Source organism: Sphingopyxis sp. GW821-FHT12F08 (assembly GCF_058806755.1).
Window position 1 is genome coordinate 234,344 of sequence record NZ_JBXAQA010000006.1, and the last position, 16,547, is coordinate 250,890.

Annotated in this window: 19 protein-coding genes; 9 read left to right on the forward strand and 10 right to left on the reverse strand. The window is 67.4% G+C overall.

What is annotated here, in order from left to right; translation table 11 throughout:
- Window positions 1-32 precede the first annotated feature (32 nt).
- The 5 genes from AC1RNQ_RS17185 to AC1RNQ_RS17205 form a co-directional block, all read right to left on the reverse strand.
- Window positions 33-224 (reverse strand): helix-turn-helix transcriptional regulator, encoded by a 192-nt coding sequence (locus AC1RNQ_RS17185; RefSeq protein ID WP_493173028.1) that lies wholly within the window; start codon window positions 222-224, stop codon window positions 33-35.
- On the reverse strand, window positions 221-829 hold the full coding sequence (locus AC1RNQ_RS17190; protein ID WP_493173030.1) for a hypothetical protein: 609 nt from the start codon (window positions 827-829) through the stop codon (window positions 221-223). Before AC1RNQ_RS17190 ends, AC1RNQ_RS17185 begins: the two co-directional genes overlap by 4 nt.
- Before the next feature lies 1 nt (window position 830).
- Window positions 831-995 (reverse strand): hypothetical protein, encoded by a 165-nt coding sequence (locus tag AC1RNQ_RS17195; protein ID WP_493173032.1) that lies wholly within the window; start codon window positions 993-995, stop codon window positions 831-833.
- 86 nt (window positions 996-1,081) lie between these two features.
- Window positions 1,082-1,480, reverse strand: coding sequence for a VOC family protein (locus AC1RNQ_RS17200; RefSeq protein ID WP_493173033.1), 399 nt, complete (start codon window positions 1,478-1,480; stop codon window positions 1,082-1,084).
- Between the two features lie 66 nt (window positions 1,481-1,546).
- Window positions 1,547-1,951 carry a MerC domain-containing protein gene (locus AC1RNQ_RS17205; RefSeq protein WP_493173035.1) on the reverse strand — a complete coding sequence of 135 codons (405 nt, stop codon included), beginning with the start codon at window positions 1,949-1,951 and terminating at the stop codon, window positions 1,547-1,549.
- A gap of 153 nt (window positions 1,952-2,104) precedes the next feature.
- On the opposite strand from AC1RNQ_RS17205, the gene thrS reads away from it, so the two are divergent.
- The 5 genes from thrS (at window position 2,105) to AC1RNQ_RS17230 (ending at window position 6,623) form a co-directional block, all read left to right on the forward strand.
- Window positions 2,105-4,123 carry a threonine--tRNA ligase gene (thrS, locus tag AC1RNQ_RS17210; RefSeq protein WP_493173037.1) on the forward strand — a complete coding sequence of 673 codons (2,019 nt, stop codon included), beginning with the start codon at window positions 2,105-2,107 and terminating at the stop codon, window positions 4,121-4,123.
- Window positions 4,124-4,125: 2 nt separating this feature from the next.
- The gene (locus AC1RNQ_RS17215; protein WP_493173319.1) at window positions 4,126-4,968 is read left to right on the forward strand and encodes a metallophosphoesterase; all 843 of its coding nucleotides are present in this window, start codon (window positions 4,126-4,128) and stop codon (window positions 4,966-4,968) included.
- Complete coding sequence (locus tag AC1RNQ_RS17220; RefSeq protein ID WP_493173039.1) at window positions 4,965-5,723, forward strand: sulfite exporter TauE/SafE family protein; 759 nt, start codon at window positions 4,965-4,967, stop codon at window positions 5,721-5,723. The genes AC1RNQ_RS17215 and AC1RNQ_RS17220 overlap by 4 nt, the downstream gene beginning before the upstream one ends.
- A 73-nt stretch (window positions 5,724-5,796) precedes the next feature.
- Window positions 5,797-6,261 (forward strand): DUF7662 domain-containing protein, encoded by a 465-nt coding sequence (locus AC1RNQ_RS17225; protein WP_493173041.1) that lies wholly within the window; start codon window positions 5,797-5,799, stop codon window positions 6,259-6,261.
- Window positions 6,258-6,623 (forward strand): type II toxin-antitoxin system VapC family toxin, encoded by a 366-nt coding sequence (locus tag AC1RNQ_RS17230; RefSeq protein WP_493173043.1) that lies wholly within the window; start codon window positions 6,258-6,260, stop codon window positions 6,621-6,623. The genes AC1RNQ_RS17225 and AC1RNQ_RS17230 overlap by 4 nt, the downstream gene beginning before the upstream one ends.
- Window positions 6,624-6,626: 3 nt before the next feature.
- On the opposite strand, the gene AC1RNQ_RS17235 is transcribed toward AC1RNQ_RS17230, so the two are convergent.
- Window positions 6,627-9,128 (reverse strand): ABC transporter permease, encoded by a 2,502-nt coding sequence (locus AC1RNQ_RS17235; protein WP_493173045.1) that lies wholly within the window; start codon window positions 9,126-9,128, stop codon window positions 6,627-6,629.
- Window positions 9,128-9,844: an ABC transporter ATP-binding protein gene (locus AC1RNQ_RS17240; RefSeq protein WP_493173047.1), complete on the reverse strand. Its 717-nt coding sequence runs from the start codon at window positions 9,842-9,844 to the stop codon at window positions 9,128-9,130. Before AC1RNQ_RS17240 ends, AC1RNQ_RS17235 begins: the two co-directional genes overlap by 1 nt.
- A 16-nt stretch (window positions 9,845-9,860) precedes the next feature.
- Between AC1RNQ_RS17240 and AC1RNQ_RS17245 the strand changes: the two genes are divergently transcribed.
- Both AC1RNQ_RS17245 and AC1RNQ_RS17250 read left to right on the forward strand, forming a co-directional pair.
- Window positions 9,861-10,574, forward strand: a complete 714-nt coding sequence (locus tag AC1RNQ_RS17245; RefSeq protein WP_493173049.1) for an arylesterase — start codon at window positions 9,861-9,863, stop codon at window positions 10,572-10,574.
- Between the two features lie 144 nt (window positions 10,575-10,718).
- Entirely contained in the window at window positions 10,719-11,666 is a 948-nt protein-coding gene (locus AC1RNQ_RS17250; RefSeq protein WP_493173321.1) for a CorA family divalent cation transporter, read from the forward strand.
- A gap of 82 nt (window positions 11,667-11,748) precedes the next feature.
- On the opposite strand, the gene AC1RNQ_RS17255 is transcribed toward AC1RNQ_RS17250, so the two are convergent.
- Window positions 11,749-12,204: an outer membrane protein gene (locus AC1RNQ_RS17255; protein WP_493173051.1), complete on the reverse strand. Its 456-nt coding sequence runs from the start codon at window positions 12,202-12,204 to the stop codon at window positions 11,749-11,751.
- 211 nt (window positions 12,205-12,415) lie between these two features.
- On the opposite strand from AC1RNQ_RS17255, the gene AC1RNQ_RS17260 reads away from it, so the two are divergent.
- Complete coding sequence (locus AC1RNQ_RS17260) at window positions 12,416-12,802, forward strand: hypothetical protein (protein ID WP_493173053.1); 387 nt, start codon at window positions 12,416-12,418, stop codon at window positions 12,800-12,802.
- Between the two features lie 8 nt (window positions 12,803-12,810).
- Window positions 12,811-14,601, forward strand: a complete 1,791-nt coding sequence (locus AC1RNQ_RS17265; RefSeq protein ID WP_493173055.1) for a caspase, EACC1-associated type — start codon at window positions 12,811-12,813, stop codon at window positions 14,599-14,601.
- A gap of 3 nt (window positions 14,602-14,604) precedes the next feature.
- On the opposite strand, the gene rlmN is transcribed toward AC1RNQ_RS17265, so the two are convergent.
- Entirely contained in the window at window positions 14,605-15,852 is a 1,248-nt protein-coding gene (gene rlmN / locus AC1RNQ_RS17270; protein WP_493173057.1) for a 23S rRNA (adenine(2503)-C(2))-methyltransferase RlmN, read from the reverse strand.
- 174 nt (window positions 15,853-16,026) lie between these two features.
- A complete protein-coding gene (locus AC1RNQ_RS17275) occupies window positions 16,027-16,371 on the reverse strand; it encodes a hypothetical protein (RefSeq protein WP_493173059.1) in 345 nt (114 codons plus the stop codon).
- Window positions 16,372-16,547: the final 176 nt, after the last annotated feature.

Genomic DNA, 16,547 nt, shown 5'->3' on the forward strand with positions numbered 1-16,547 from the left:
GGGCACGGCGCGGCGGGGCAAGGAGCGCGGGATCAGTCTCTCAGGAAAATCGCTTCGATGGGCAGGCCGAACAGGTCGGCGATGCGAAAGGCGAGGGGCAGCGAGGGATCGTATTTGCCGGTCTCGATCGCATTGACCGACTGGCGCGACACTTCGAGCCGCTCGGCAAGGTCGCCCTGGCTCCAGTCGCGCTCGGCGCGCAGGACCTTGAGCCGGTTCCTCACGACCGCAGCTTCGACCAGATCTGGCTGCCGCCCAGCCCGATCGCCCAGGCAGGGAAGACCCAGTAGCTCGGCACATGGGGCACGACGTTGAACTGTTCCAGAAAGCCCCAGATCGTCGCCGCGGCGAGGATGAAGCCGGTCGCGACCAGCGCGTGGCGGATATGCCGGCTGCGCAGATATTCGTCCTGTTCCTCCTGCAGCAGCCGCGCCATCGTCCAGATCATCAGCAGGATCGGCAGCGACGGCGCGATCGCGATCAGCACATAGACCGGCGCGTTGTAGCTGCCGATCTTGGTCAGCCAGATCGCCCCCATCAGGGTCACGACATAGGCGAAGGAGGCGATCATGAAGCGCCGGTTGTAGCGCCGCATCGCCAGCGAACCGCTGCCCGACACCAATTGCAGCCGCTCGCCCGCGCGGACGAAGGGAAAGAGCAGCAGCATCGCCGCGAAGAACAGCGCCGCGCTCAGCGCCGACCCCAGGTCGACGAACAGGTTGAGGATGCCGACGCCGAAGGTGCCGGTCACGAAGGCCGCGCCCCACAGGATCGTCTCGCGCCGCGCCTGTGCCTGCAGCGCCGTGCTATCGTCCATCGCCTCGTCCATCTCAGGCCGCCTTCACACGGGCGCACGACCGGCGCGGCATCGTCGCGATCGGCAGCACCGTCGTCAGGCTGGTGGCGACGCGTTCGGCGATGATCCCGAAGGCGCCCGCGAGCGCGATGCAGAGGATGGCGATGGCCCAGCAGATGGCCCTGACGATCACTGGCATTGGTCAAGCTCCCTTGTTGATCAGTAAAGGAACAATGACATGATGAGTCGCGATTGTCAAGCAACATTGACAAAGTGACAAGGATGCTATGAGGATGCCGGCAAGGAAGGATCGACCAGCCGGCTCGGCCAGCCGATACGCACCAGCGTCGCATCGGGGTCCGACAGCGCGAATTCGTACATGCCCCACGGCTTGTGCGTCGCCCAGCCCTCGCGTTCGAGGATGTCGGCCTGCAGCGCCTCGGCCAGCTCCTCGACGCGCGCGGTGTAGAGGTAGAGGCCAAAGGGATTCTGGTCGGGGACCAGCCAGTCCTCGGGCGCCTCGTTGGTCAGGTGCAGCTGCCACCCCGCGCCGTCGCCGAGGATACGATAGCTGCCATGGTCGCTTTCGACGCGGAGGCCGAGCCGTTCGTAGAAGGCGGTGCTGGCGTCGAGGTCGGTGCAGGGCAGGATTGCGGCGATGCTGTGCGCGGGCTGATCGGTCATGGCGGGCTCCTCCGGTTGCGCGCGATCCTAGGCGGGGCCCGCCGCATGGCAAGCGCGCGCCCGCACCTAAGGCGCGCGATGGTCCAGCCGCCAGTTGGCGAGATGCGCCGCCGCGAGGCCGAGCGCGCCGAGCGAGGTCAGCAGCGTGTCGGCGGCTGACGGGTCATCGACCGCGATCCATCCCTCGTGCGCCGCCAGCCCCAGCGCGAGCAGGCCGAGGCCCGCCGCGGCGACCAGCCCCGGTGCAGACCGGCGATGCCGGTGCCAGCCGCCGCGCATCGCCAAAAACGCTGCGGGCAGCGCAAGGGTCAGGATCGCGGCGTGGGTCCACTCGGGCAGCGCGACCCAGTGGCCGAGCGCTGGCGCAAGCAGCAACAGCATCGGCAGCGCGAGGCAGTGGATGAGGCAGGTCGCCGACAGCGCCAGCCCGGCAAGGTCGGCGAGGCGCGGGCGCGCGGCGGGCAGAGGCATGGGAGAACTTTCGCGGCTGGCCTGCCCAGATAAGGATATAATGTATCATTGCAAGCCCGATCGACCGCGCCGTTGCGAACAGCACCCTTGCCGCCCATATCGCATGCTGGCAAAGGGGCGCAGTTTTAGCCCGCCAGAAAGGCCGATTTTTCGATGTCCCAGATGATCCGCGTCACCCTTCCCGATGGCTCTGCCCGTGAAGTCGCGCGCGGGACTACCCCGGCCCAGATCGCGGCCGACATCGGACCCGGGCTCGCCAAGGCCGCGCTCGCGGCGAAGATCGACGGCGAGCTGCGCGACATCATGCGCCCGCTGGAGGAAGACACGAACCTGTCGCTGGTGACCAGCCGCGACGAGGCCGACGCGCTCGAACTGGTGCGCCACGACTATGCGCATGTGCTGGCGGAGGCGGTGCAGAACCTGTTCCCGGGCACGCAGATCACCTTTGGCCCTTCGACGGGCGACGGTTTCTATTATGATTTCGCGCCGACCGCCGAACATGGCCCGTTCCGCGACGAGGAACTGCCGCTGATCGAGGAAGAGATGCGCCGGATCATCGCCGCCGACCTGCCGCTGACGCGCGAAGTGTGGGAGCGCGACCAGCTGATCGCCAAATGGCGCGCCGACGGCGAGACGTTCAAGGCCGAATGGGCGCACGAACTGCCCGCGGGCGAGGAACTGACGGTCTATCGCAGCGGCGGCCAGGAAGGGGAGGGGGGCTGGATGGACATGTGCCGCGGGCCGCACCTCGCCTCGACGGGCAAGCTCGATCCCGCCGCGTTCAAGCTGACGCGCGTCTCGGGCGCCTATTGGCGCGGCGACCAGAAGAATGCGCAGCTCAGCCGCATCTATGGCACCGGCTGGCTCAACAAGAAGCAGCTCGCCGAGCATCTCGTCCGGCTGGAGGAAGCCGCGAAGCGCGACCATCGCAAGATCGGCCGCGAGATGGACCTGTTCCACCTGCAGGAAGAGGCGCACGGCAGCGTCTTCTGGCACCCCAAGGGTTACCGGATCTACCGCGAGCTCGAGGCCTATATGCGCCGCGCGATCGACGGCGCCGCCTATCAGGAGGTCAAGACGCCGCAGGTGATGGACGCCAAACAGTGGGAACAATCGGGCCATTGGGGCAAATATCGCGAGAATATGTTCGTCATTCCCGACGAGGTGCCGAACATCGGGGACGAAGGTCCGTTGGTCTCGGACGGCGCCGAATGGATGGCCTTGAAGCCGATGAACTGCCCCGCGCATGTCCTGATCTTCCGACAGGGGATGAAGTCGTACCGCGATCTGCCGCTGCGCCTGGCCGAAATGGGCTGCTGCCACCGCAACGAGCCGCATGGCGCGCTGCATGGCATCATGCGCGTGCGCCAGTTCACGCAGGACGATGGCCATATCTTCTGCCGCGAGGACCAGATCGTCGAGGAAGTGCGCAGCTTCTGCGAACTGCTCGACCGGGTCTACAAGCAGCTGGGCTTCGAGAAATATGCGGTGAAGCTGGCGCTGCGCCCCGACATGCGCTTCGGCACCGAGGAGATGTGGGACAAGGCCGAGGCCGAGCTTCGCGAAGCGGTCGAACGCGCTGGCATGGCGAACGACGATTATGGTTGGGAAGAATTGCCGGGCGAAGGCGCCTTTTACGCGCCGAAGTTGGAATTCCACCTGACCGATGCGATCGGCCGCACTTGGCAGTGCGGGACGATCCAGTCCGACCGCGTGATGCCTGAACGCCTCGACGCGGCATACATTGGCGAAGATGGCGAAAAGCACCGCCCGGTGATGCTCCATCGCGCGATCCTCGGCACTTACGAGCGCTTCATCGGCATTTTGATCGAGCATTTCGCGGGCCGCTTCCCGACCTGGCTCGCGCCGGTGCAGGCGGTGGTCGCGACGATCGTCAGCGACGCCGACGACTATGCCAGGGATGCGGTGGCCCAGCTCACCGCCGCGGGCATCCGCGCCGACAGCGACCTGCGCAACGAGAAGATCAACTACAAGGTCCGCGAGCACAGCCTGCAGAAGGTCCCCTATCTGCTCGTCGTCGGCAAGCGCGAGGCCGAGGAAGGCACCGTCGCGATCCGTACCCTCGGGCAGGACGGTCAGCGCATCATGCCGCTCGCCGAGGCGATCGCGATGCTGAAGGGCGAGGCGACCCCGCCGGACCTCAAAGATTGAGCGTGACACCGCGGCGGCGCTGGCGGCGCTGGGCGCTGCTGTTCGTCCTGCTCGGGCTGGCCCTGATCGGGCGCGGCCTCTGGAATGCCGGCGCCGACCCGATCGTCCGCACCGCCACGGTCGAACTCGCCGACTGGCCCGCGGGCGCGCCGCCGATGCGCGTCCTGCTCGTCTCCGACACGCATATCGCGGGCCCCGACATGCCGCCCGAGCGGCTCGCCGCGCTGATGCGCCGCTTCAATACGCTGAAGCCCGATCTGATCCTGCTCGCGGGCGATTTCCACAGCGGCAAGGCGCTATCGACGCGCCATTATTCGGCGGCCGAGCTGACCGCGCCCTTCGCCGAGGCCAAGGCGACCTATGGCGTGATCGCAGTGCTTGGCAACCATGATTACTGGTTCCAGCCCGAGCCGATCGCCAAGGGCATGAACGCCGCGGGCGTAACCGTGCTGCGCAACCAGGCGGTGCGCCGCGGGCCGCTGATTATCGGCGGGGTCGACGACGAGGTCACGAACCACGATAATCTGGCGCGCACTTATGCTGCGATGGATGCGCTCGGGCCGGGGCCGCGCATCCTGACGACGCACAGCCCCGACATCGTCCCCGACCTGCCCGCGCCCGTCGCCGTGGTCTTCGCGGGGCACACCCATTGCGGCCAGATCGCGCTGCCCTTGGTGGGGGCGCTCAGCTACGCCTCGGCCTATGGCGACCGCTTCGGCTGCGGCGACATGACCGACGGCAAGCAGCGGCTGTTCGTCGGCGCCGGGCTAGGCACCAGCATCCTGCCGCTGCGCTATGGCGTGCCGCCCGATGTGTGGCTGGTGACGCTGGGGCCGGAAGGTTGAGCGGCACCCAGCAACTCGCAGGCATCGCGCCACTGACCCTGGCCGGTGCCGCCGTGATGACCTTTGGCGCTGCCTATGTGCGTGGGCTGACGGGGTTCGGCATGGCGATCATCCTCGTGCCGCTGCTCGGGCTGATCATCAGTCCGGAAGAGGCCGTGGTGCTCGGCATCCTGCTCCAGCTCTTGATCGGGCCGGTCGGCCTCCGCATCATCCTGGCCGACGCCGACCGCTCGACCGCGATCCCGATCGCCTTGCTCGCGATGGTCACGACGCCGCTCGGCATGGTCGCGCTCGATGCGACGCCGTCGGACATCGCGCGGCTGCTGATCACATTGGCGGCGGTGCTCGCCTTCGTCGCGGTGCTGCTCCCCAAGCATCCCGACGGCCACCAACCGACGCGCGCGGCGGTGGCGGGCACCGGTTTCGCCGCGGGCATCCTCACCGGCTTCGCGGCGATGCCGGGGCCGCCGGTCGTGCCCTTCTACCTCCGCCGCTCGCTCGATCCAAAGGTTGCGCGCGCGTCGATGCTGCTGATCTTTTTCGCGACCGCGATCGCCGGCACGCTCGCGGCGCTATGGGTCGGCATCGCGACGGCGAAGCTGCTCCTGATCGCGCTTTTGCTCTTCCCGCCAATGTGGCTCGGCAACTGGGTCGGCGCCCGCCACTTCGGCCGCGTCCCCGCGCATATGTGGCAGGCGATGGTCGCGGCGGTGCTGGGACTGGCGGCGGTGTCGGCGGTTGTGCGGCTGATATAGGAACATATCAAGGATGGTTACTATTTGACATGTTTTTGGAATAGTATATGTTTCGACTCAGAGGAGAAGAAGCATGGGAAAATATGAGCCGCTTGGGGATCATCTGCGGACCCTGCCGGAAGATCGCTGGAACGCTAGCTTCGATGAAATCGAACGCATTCTAGGTTTTCGATTGCCCAACAGCGCGCGTGACCACCGAGCCTGGTGGTCGAATCACAACGGAGGCAATCACAGCCAAGCTGCGGTTTGGGTCGAGGCCGGGTGGGAAACCCGCGATGTCGATCAGGCGCGCGGGCGTATCCGGTTCGAGCGCGTGCGAAAGGCTCGGAGTGACACATCGTCGTTCAGCGGCCGACCTGAGGCCGGACAAGATTTGTGGGTAGAGGCAGCACGAATGACCGGCATCGAAGATCGAATGGAGTTGGAACGGGCGGCCGTTACCGCGCTGATCCAACGCGAGGCAGCGCGTGCGCTCGCGTTGATGGGCGGGACTGATGGTAACGCGGCATCGGCGCCACGTACACGGCCGTTCGAATGATCTTGGTCGATAGTTCGATCTGGATCGACCATCTGCGTGGCGCGAATGCCGTTTTGGCCGTGGCGCTCGCCGAGGGGCGCATTGTCCAGCATCCATTTGTCACGGCGGAACTCGCCCTCGGTTCGCTCGCGCAGCGCGATCGATTCATAGGGATGCTGGGGCTTCTTCCTGCCGCCCCGGTAGTCGAGCAGTCGGCGCTGCTAAGCTTTGTGACGCAGCACCGGCTATTTGGCACTGGCCTTGGCATGGTCGATGCGCATCTCCTCGCATCGGCAGCGTATGATGACGAAGCGCGGCTTTGGACCAAAGACAAGAGGTTGGCTGAACAGTCGGACCGGCTGGGCCTCTCTTATCTGCTGTAACCGCTACAAACTCCTGAGCGCGCTCGCCGGCCGTACCGAGAGCAAGGGCCAGCTGCCCGCGATGCCGATCAGGAACGCCAGCCCCGCGCCGCCGAGCAGGGTCATGCCGACGATGAACGGATCGGGCGCGAAGCCGAAGTCGAAGAGCTGCGTCACGACATACCAGCCCGCCGCGAGCCCCAGCCCGAGCGCCAGCGCGGCGAGAATCAGCGCCAGCACCGCATATTCCAGCCCCTGCGCCCCCAAAATCTGCCCCCGCGTCGCACCGAGCAGCTTCAGGATCACGCTGTCGTAGACGCGCCGCTCGCGGCTCGCCGCGATCGCGCCGATCAGCACTGCGATGCCGGCGAGGATCGCGATGCTCGCCGCCGCCGCTATCGCCTGGCTCATCTGGGTCAGCAAGGTCGTGACCTGTCCGATCACGTCGCGCACCGCGATCAGCGATGCCGAGGGGAAGGCGCGCGGGATGCTGCGCGCGAGGTCCGCCTCGGCGGCGGGCGGCACCGCGACCGTCGCGACCATATTGTGCGGCGCGGCGTCGAAGCTGCCCGGCGAGAAGACGAGCACATAGTTGAGCCCGAAATTGTCCCATTCGACGGTGCGGAAGGACGCCACTTTCGCTTGCACCTCGACCCCCAGCACATTGACCGAGAGCGTGTCGCCGATCTTGAGCCCGAGTGAGGTTGCGACCTCCTGCTCGACGCTGACCAGCGGCCGCCCCTTGTAGCTGGCAGCCCACCAGCCGCCTGCGGTCAACTCGCTGCCGTTGGGCAGGGACGGGCTATAGGTCAGCCCGCGGTCGCCGCGCAGTACCCACGCGCCCTCGGGCAATTCGGCGAGTTCGTCGACGCGCTGGCCCGCAAATTCGGTGACGCTGCCGCGCAGCGCGGGGATCAGGTTGATGTCGGCATCGGGTGCGGCCCTGGTCACCATAGAGCGGAACTCGCTCGCACCGTCGCGCGGGATGTCGAGCACGAAGAAGCTCGGCGCGCGCTGCGGCACGGTGCGGGCGATTTCGGCGGTGATGCTCGTCTGGATCGCCGCGAGCGTCACGAACAAGGTGAGGCCGAGCCCCAGCGCCACGACGAGCGCGCCGGTCGCCGCGCCCGGCCGGTGCAGGTTCGCGACCGCGAGGCGCAGCAGCGGCTGCTTCGGCCGTGGGACGAGGCTCGCGCCCTTGCGCACCAGCCAGCCGATGCCGACGAGCAGCAGCAGCAGCCCCGCCGCCGCGCCGACAAAACCCAAGGCGAACAAAGGCTCGCGCGCCGTCCCCACAGCGAGCGCGACGATCGCCGCCAGCGCCGCGCCGACCGCGAGGATCGTGCGCGCCTCGGGCCGTCCGGCGCCGTCGATCGTCGCGCGGAACAGCCCCGCCGCGGGTACGCGCCGCGTTGCCGCGAGCGGGGGTAGGGCAAAGGCGATGGCGATGAGCAGGCCGTACGCCGCGCTGATCGCCAGCGGCAGCGGATAGATGGCGACGCCCGGCTTCACCGGCAGCACATCGCCCGCGATCGCCGAAATCGCCGCAGGCGCGAGCGCGCCGACGACCAGCCCCGCAAAGATCGACACCGCCGCAACCGCCAGGATCTGCAGGCCATAGATGCGCATCACCGTGCCGCTGTCGGCGCCGAGCACCTTGAGCGTCGCCAGCCCCGGCCGCTTGCCCGCGAGATAGGAGGCGACGCCATTGCCGACCCCGATCCCCGCGATCACCAGCGCTGCGAGCCCGACGAGCGACAGGAACTGCCCCATGCGTTCGATGAAGCGCCGCGTTCCCGGCGCGCCGTTGCTGCGGTCGGTGATCTCCCACCCCGCCTCGGGGAATTTTTCGGTCAGCTGCTTGCCCACCGCTTCGAGATTGGCGCTATCGGGCAGGCGGACGCGGTATTTGCTCTCGTAGAGGCTGCCCGGCTGGATCAGCTTGGTCGCCTCGAGATCGCCGAGCCCGATGATCGCCACCGGCCCCAGCGTGAAGCCTTCGCCAAGCCGGTCGGGTTCGTCGGCGATGATGCCGTCGATCCGGAAGCTCTTGTCGCCGAACTTCACTTGCTCGCCGACCTTCAGCTCCAGCCGCGACGCCAGATCTGCCCCGACCCAGATCGAACCCGTCGGCGGTGGTCCGCGCCGGACGCCGCTTTCCAGCCGCATCGTCCCATAGAGCGGATAGGCGCTATCGACCGCCTTGAGTTCGGACAGCAAGGCTTCGCCGTCGGGGGCATTGGCCATCGCGCGCATCCGCACCGTGGCCGAAGCATCGCCGACACCCCGAAACGCCGCCATCTCGGCGTTGCTCGCCTGCCGCTGCGGCAGGCCGAATTCGATGTCGCCGCCGAGGATCGTCTGCCCACGCACCTCGAGTTCTGAGGTGATGCCGCGCGTCAAACTACCGATCGCGGCGAGCGTCGCAACGCCGAGGAACAGGCACACCGCGAGCAGCCGTAGCCCGCGGATGCGCGTCGCGAGGTCGCGTCTTGCGATGCGCCAGAGGGCGGCGAGGGGGAGCATCAGCGCGGCGTCCTGCCGGTGCGTTCCTCGTCGATCCGCCCGTCGTGCATCACCAGCACCCGGTCGCAATGTTCGGCGAGGTCGGGATCGTGGGTAATGACCAGCAAGGTCGCGCCGAGCGCCTTGCCGCGCGCGAAGAGCAGGTCGACGATCGCATGCCCCGTCGCGGTGTCGAGGTTGCCCGTCGGTTCGTCGGCAAACAGGATCGCGGGCTCGCCCGCCATCGCGCGCGCGATCGCGACGCGCTGCTGCTCGCCGCCCGAAAGCTGCGCGGGATAATGGGTCAGGCGATGGCCCAGCCCGACTGCTTCCAGTTCCTTCGCCGCGCGGCCAAAGGGATCGGCATGGCCCGAAAGCTCCAGCGGTACCGCGACATTCTCCAGCGCCGTCATCGTCGGCAGCAGGTGGAAGGCCTGCAGTACGATGCCGATCCGCCCGCGCCGCGCGCGCGCCAGCCCGTCCTCGTCGAGCGTCGTGAAGTCGGTTTCCGCGACATGGATCGTCCCGCCGCTCGCGCGCTCGAGTCCGGCGAGCACTGCCATCAGCGAGCTCTTTCCTGATCCCGAGGGCCCGAGCAGCGCCACCGATTCCCCCGCGGCGACGCTGAGGTCGATGCCGCGCAATATTTCGACGGGGGCCTTGTCGGTGCCGAGCGTGAGCGTCACATTATGGGCGGCGATCGCCGCATCCGCAGGCGGTCGGGAGAGATCGGTCAAGAAGGGACCCTTTGGAATGAACAAGGCCGGATGGCGCTCGTTTGCGATATATGGTTGCGCCCTCGCGCTTTGCCAACCGCTCGCCGCGTGCGGATCGGCGGAAAGTCCCGCCGCTTCGACGAAGGAGGGACCCGCTTCGACCAAGGCCGCCGCGATCCCCGCCGACGCTCCGCTCGTCATCGCCTTCGGCGACAGCCTCTACGCGGGTTACCAGCTCGGCCCGAAGGAGGGTCTCGCGCCGCAGCTCCAGGCCGCGCTTGCCGCCGACGGCGTGGTCGCGCGCGTCCAAAATGCGGGCGTCTCGGGCGACACCACCGCGGCGGGGCGCCAGCGGCTGAGCTTCGTGCTCGACAATGCCAGGGTAAAGCCAGCGCTCGTCCTGCTCGGCCTCGGTGGCAACGACATGCTGCGCGGGATCCGGCCCGCCGAGACGCGGGCCAATCTCGACGCGATGCTCGCCGAACTGAAGAAACGCGACATCCCGGTCGTCCTCACCGGCATGATGGCCTCGCCGAACATGGGCAGCGACTATGCCGGCGCGTTCAACCCCATCTATCCCGAACTCGCCGCCAAATATGACGCGAGCCTCTATCCCTTCATCCTCGACAATGTGGTGACCGACAAGGCGCTGATGCTCGGCGATAACGTCCATCCCAACGCCAAGGGGGTCGGGGTCATCGTCGAGGGGCTGGCGCCGCTGGTCGAGGACGCGCTGCCGGGCACCGGCTAGGCTGTCGCCGGCGGCGCGCCCGCCACTCGGCGTTTCGATCCTGCCGACGAGCATGCTATACGCGCCGCGGTCGCTATCGTTCAAAGGATCACCGCCACGGCCAGCCTAGAGGATTCGCCGTTCCAGGCCTTTGAGGCGATCGTGATGCAGCCCGGGCTGATCTGGGGCTGCGCGCGGACGGTGGACGGCACCCGCCTGATCGAGGAATGCGACGAAGGCGGCGACGCCAGCTTTCGCTGGCTCCACCTCAACCTCGCCGACCAGCGGACGCTGCGCTGGCTTGAACGCCAGGTGCCGATGCCACGCGCGATCCACGAGTTGATGCTGTCGCGCGACACCCACGCGCAGGCAATGGTCGAGCAGGGAATCGTTGGCCTCGTCCTCCAGGATTTCGAACGCGATTTCGACGTCGCGCAAACGATGCAGATCGGCGCCCTGCACATCGTGATCATGCCCGACATGATGCTCACGGGCCGCTATCATCCGCTTCGTTCGGCCGATATCGTCCGGCAACGCATCGCGCAGGGCCTCGACGTTTGCGACAGCGCCGCGGCGCTGGGGCTGATGGTCGGCGCGATGGCCGACGGGCTGAGCCAGCTCGTCCGTGCGCTCGCGGTCGATATCCAGACCGCCGAGGACGAATTCCTCAACGAGCGCCAGTCGCCCGCGACGCGCGACCTGGTCGCCATCCGCCGACGCGCGGCGCGGCTCCACCGCTTGATCGGCGGCATGCGCGCCGCGCTGCACCGGCTCGAAATGGACCCCGATCTGCCGCCGCCGCTGACCCCGGTGGCCGAACATGCCGTGCAGCGGCTGCATGCGCTCGACGCCGATGTCGGCGGCGTGCAGACGCAGCTCAGGATGTTGCGCGACGAACTCGATCTCCAGACTGCGCAGCGCACCAACCAGAACCTCTATGTCCTGTCGATGATGAGCGCGCTGCTTCTACCCGCGACGCTGGTGACCGGCTTTTTCGGGATGAATACGGGCGGGCTGCCCTTTGCGGACAGCATCGGCGGCACGCTGTTCGCAGGCGCGCTGGCGATAGCGGCGTCGGGGGCGACCTGGCTTCTGCTCCGCCGCAGAGGCTAGGCGGCGCTGCCCGGGCCCGAGATGCAACGAAAGAGGGCGGCCCTTTCGGACCGCCCCTTCCCTTAACCGTCAGGCCTTCAGATCAGAAGGCGAAGCCGAGGCCGGCAACCGCGGTGTTGATGTCGGTGCCGTCCAGCAGGAAGCGGCGATATTCGACCTTGCCATACACGTTCGAACCGAATTTGTGCTGGTAGCCGGCGCCGATGTGCGCGGCGTCGCCGTCGTTGAAGCTGTAACCGGCAGCGGCATAGAGCTTGCCCGAGTCGCCGAGCTTGGCGCCGACGCGGCCGGTCAGGCCGAACACGACGTCGGTGCCACCGACGAGAATCTTGTCGGCCGAAGCTTCGACGCCGGCAAAGGCGCTCGAACCCAGGTCGAAATCATAACCAGCGGCGACACCGGCAACGGCTTCTTCGCTACCACCGGCCCAGGCGATACCGCCGCGGGCTTCGATACGGCCTTCGCCGCCTTCGGCAGCGAACGACGGGGTGGCGACAACGGCCGAGAGGAGAGCGGCTGCAACTGCGAACTTCTTCATTTTCTTTTCCTTTGCTTTGACGGATCACTTCATTTTGTTGATCGCGACCCGCGGGCCTAAATGGCGTTCGAAGCTGTCGCGTCAATGAATAGGCCGTTCAGAATATGACAATTTTCTTACCTGTGTTGTTTTTGCAACACAGTTGGTTTCAATTGCAAATGCTTGACAGCATGGCGCGGGTGGCGGTTAATCGCGGCGGACAGGGGGTGTCATGGCCGACGCACAGTCTTTGCTGATCCAGGTCGACAGCCGCGGCCTCGACGACGAGGCCCGCGAGGCGCTCGCGCGTTCGCTGGCGTCCGAACTCAACGAACATCAGGCCGGCATCGCCGGGCTGGCGCGGACCGAGGCGCCGCCGGGATCGAAGGCGGGCGAATGGGCGATGACCGCCGAAGTCGTGATCAGCCTCGGCGCGCTCGCTTCCTCCTGGGCGGTGCCCGCGATCCAGCACTGGCTGAAGCGGCAGGACAATGAAACGACGCTGACGCTGAAGGGCAAGAATGCCGACGGCGAATATTTCGAGGTCAATGTGACCGGCGCCGCGCCCGACGACGTGTTCGAAAAGCTCAACCCCTTCCTCCAGCGGCCGAGCAGCTAGGCGGCCCCGTGAAAAAGGCGCTGATCCTCGCGACCGGCACCTACGCCGACAGCCGGATCACCCCGCTCAAATCGCCGGTCCCCGACGCCGAGCGGCTGCGCCTGCTGCTCGTCCGCCCCGATGTCGGGCCCTATGAGGTGACGATGCTGTCCGACGCCGACCAGCGCGCGCAGCGCGTCGCGATCGAGCGCTATTTCCAGTCGGCCGATTCGGGCGACACGTTGCTGCTGTTCATTTCGGGGCATGGCGACAAGGACGCCGACGGTGACCTCTATTTCCTCGCGCAGGATAGCGATCGCGATCTGCTCTCGGCGACCGCGATCGGCGCCAATTTCGTCTCGCGCCAGGCGGCGCGCAGCCGCGCGGGGCAAAAGGTGCTGCTGATCGACACCTGCTACAGCGGCGCCTTTGCCAAGGGGCATGTCTTCAAATCGGGCGCTGCGGCGATCAGCGCGGAAGACTTTGGCGACGTTGCGGGTTCTGGGGGAGGCCGCGGCACCGCGATCATCACCGCGGCGTCGAGCACCCAGCTCGCGAGCGAGGCCGATGCCGGCGGGCGCATGCAGTCGCGCTTCACGCGCCACCTGATCGAGGGGATCGAGACCGGCGCCGCCGACGCGAACGGCACGGGCACGATCACGCTCGACGAATTGTTCGACTATGTGCGCGGCGCGCTGCGCAAGGAGGGGCCGGGGCAGGAGCCCAAGCGCCTCAACGCGATCGACGGCGACATGGTGATCGCGCGCAACCCGGTGCGCCGCGCGGCGCCGCTCGCCGCCGGGCTGCTCAAGAAGGTCGCGAGCCGCAACTGGGAATCGCGCGCGGGCGCGTGCATCGCGCTCGGCGAGATCGTCATGCGCGGCGGCGAGCAGAAGGCGCCGGCGCTCACCGCGCTGCGCGCGCTCGCCGACGATCCCGACGACCGGGTGAAGCGCCGCGCGCAGAACGAGCTGGCGCAGGCGGGTGAGAGCCTCGCGGTCGATACGGCGCCCGGCGCGAAGACCGCGCCGTCGCTCGCCAAGACGGAGAAGACCGAGACGCCGGCCGCGCCCGTGGACACGACCCAGCGCCTCGGGCTGCTGACCACGCCCGAGCCCGGCAAGACCGATACGACCGGCGCCGGCGAACCCGTCCCGCCCAAGCCCGGGCTCGACAAGGGCGCGAAGATCGGCATCGCGCTGTTCCTTGTCCTGCTGCTCGCGATGCTGATCGCCGCGCTTCCCGGCGACGACGGCGGGTCGGAACCCCTCGATCCCGTCGATCCGCCCGTCACGCCGGTCGATCCCCCGGTCACCGCGGCGCCCGAAATCACCAGCGCCGATGGCTCTTATTTCGGCACCGGCAGCAGCGCCTATTCGGCCTATCAGGTGACCAGCGTGACCAATTCGGCGCTCGCCGAGCAGTGCAACAGCGGCACGACCACCGCGACCGCCGACGCGTGCAACAGCCTGGGGGTGATCGTTGAAAAGGGCGACGGCGGCGCACCCGATTTCGTCGTCGCGACGATCCTCTACGAAAAGGCCTGCTATTACGGCTCGGTGCTCGGCTGCGCCAATGCCGGGGCGCGGCTGACCGACAGCACGGGCGGGGTGACGACCGACTGGACGCGCGCGCAGATATTCTTAAGCGCGGCCTGCAACAAGGACGACGGCATCGCCTGCGACAAGCTCGGCTGGCTGTACGAGAACCGGCTGCTCCCCGACACCCCTGCCGCGCGAACCGCTTACGATCGGGCGTGCACGCTCGGGATCAGCAACGGCTGCACCAGCCGCGACCGGCTGGCGCCGAGCGGGATGTAGCGCTCAGCCGAGCGCGACCTGCTTCTCTTCGGCAATCCGGTCGAGTTCGGCGCGCGTCGGCTTGGTCGCGGCGCTCTTGAGCTGTCCGCACGCTGCCATGATGTCGCGCCCGCGCGGGGTGCGCACCGGTGCCGAAATCCCCGCCTTGAAGATCAGGCTGCTGAACGCGCGCACCCGCTCGGGGGTCGAACATTCATAGGGCGCGCCGGGCCAGGGGTTGAAGGGGATCAGATTGACCTTCGCGGGCAATTTATACTGCTTGATCAGCCGGACGAGCTCGCGCGCGTCGTCGTCGCTGTCATTCTTGTCCTTCAGCATCACATATTCGAAGGTGATGCGCCGCGCATTGTTCGCGCCCGGATAATCGGCGCACGCCTGCAGCAGCTCCTCGATGCCATATTTGCGGTTCAGCGGCACGATCTCGTCGCGGATTTCCTTGTTCACCGCGTGCAGCGAGACCGCAAGATTGACCCCGATCTCCTCACCCGCGCGCGCCATCATCGGCACCACGCCGCTGGTCGAGAGGGTGATGCGGCGCTTCGACAGCGCGAGCCCGTCGCCGTCCATCACGATCTTCAGCGCGCCCTTGACCTCGTCGAAATTATACAGCGGCTCGCCCATGCCCATCATCACGATATTGGTGAGCATCCGGCCGTCGGCGGTGTAGTGGCCGACGTCTTCGCCGGCGTCGTCATCCTCGGGATCGGGGCCGAAGCCCGCCATCGTGCCCTTGGGCCATTCGCCGAGCGCGTCGCGCGCGAGCAGTACCTGCCCGACGATCTCGCCCGCGCCGAGGTTGCGCACGAGGCGCATCGTCCCGGTGTGGCAGAAGCGGCAATTGAGCGTGCAGCCGACCTGGCTCGACACGCAGAGCGTTCCCCGATCGGCGTCGGGGATGAACACCATCTCATATTCCTGGCCGTCGGCGGCGGCGAGCAGCCATTTGCGCGTGCCGTCGCTCGACACCTGCGCCTCGCGCACCGTCGGGCGGCCGATGATGAAGCGGTCGGTCAGCCACGGGCGCATCGCCTTGGCGATGTCGGTCATCGCCTCGAAATCACTGACACCGCGGTGATAGATCCAGTGCCAGATCTGCTTGGCGCGCAGCTTCGCCGCCTTGGCGTCGAGCCCGGCCTCGACCAGCACGCCGCCGATGGCGTCGCGGGTCAGCCCGACCAGGTCGATGCGGTTGCCCCCGCGCAAGGGAACGGTGCCCGTGGTGACGGGATCGATATGGCCGGGGATCTGCATGATGCGCGGCGATATAGGGGGGAAGGGCGATTTGTGCAACGTTAAGCCCCTCCCCTTCAGGGGAGGGGGGGTCTCGCAATGTGGCGCAAGGCTGCGAAACCCCACCCGCTGCGACTAAGCCAGCAAGCTGGCAAGTCTCGCTGCCCTCCCCTGAAGGGGAGGGATAAACCTTGGTCAGTGCGCCCGCGCTTCGCCCAAAGCTTCCGCAAACGGCTCGGCGCAGCCCACGGCTTCCTCGGGCGGCACGCCCGCGCATTTGGGGAAGATCGCGTCGAGCCGGCGCTTCAGCGTGTCGTCGAAAGTCGGCTGGTTCGAGATGCGCGCGTTGCACACCGTGAGTTCTGAACGGATCGCGCCCTTGATCCGCTCGAGTCCCTCGGCGGTCAATATGCCCGCGTTGAGCAGTTCCTCGCATAGCTGGATCAGCCCGACGGTGGTCGCATGCGCGCGCAGGCCAATGAAATCGAGCGTCCGGTGCCGCTCGCGGGCTTCCGCATCACAGCGGCTGGTTACAGTCATTCCGGCATCTCCCTCTCCGTTGCCGTTTGCGACCGAACGGCGCGCCGTGAGGGCGTCTTTCCGTATGGTTCGCGAGGGATCATGCGCTGAGTCGGGGCCTTGGGCAAGCGCTTATGTAACTAAGTGTCTCAACGCGGGAGAAATGCGCAATATCCCCTCCCGCCTGGCGGGAGGGG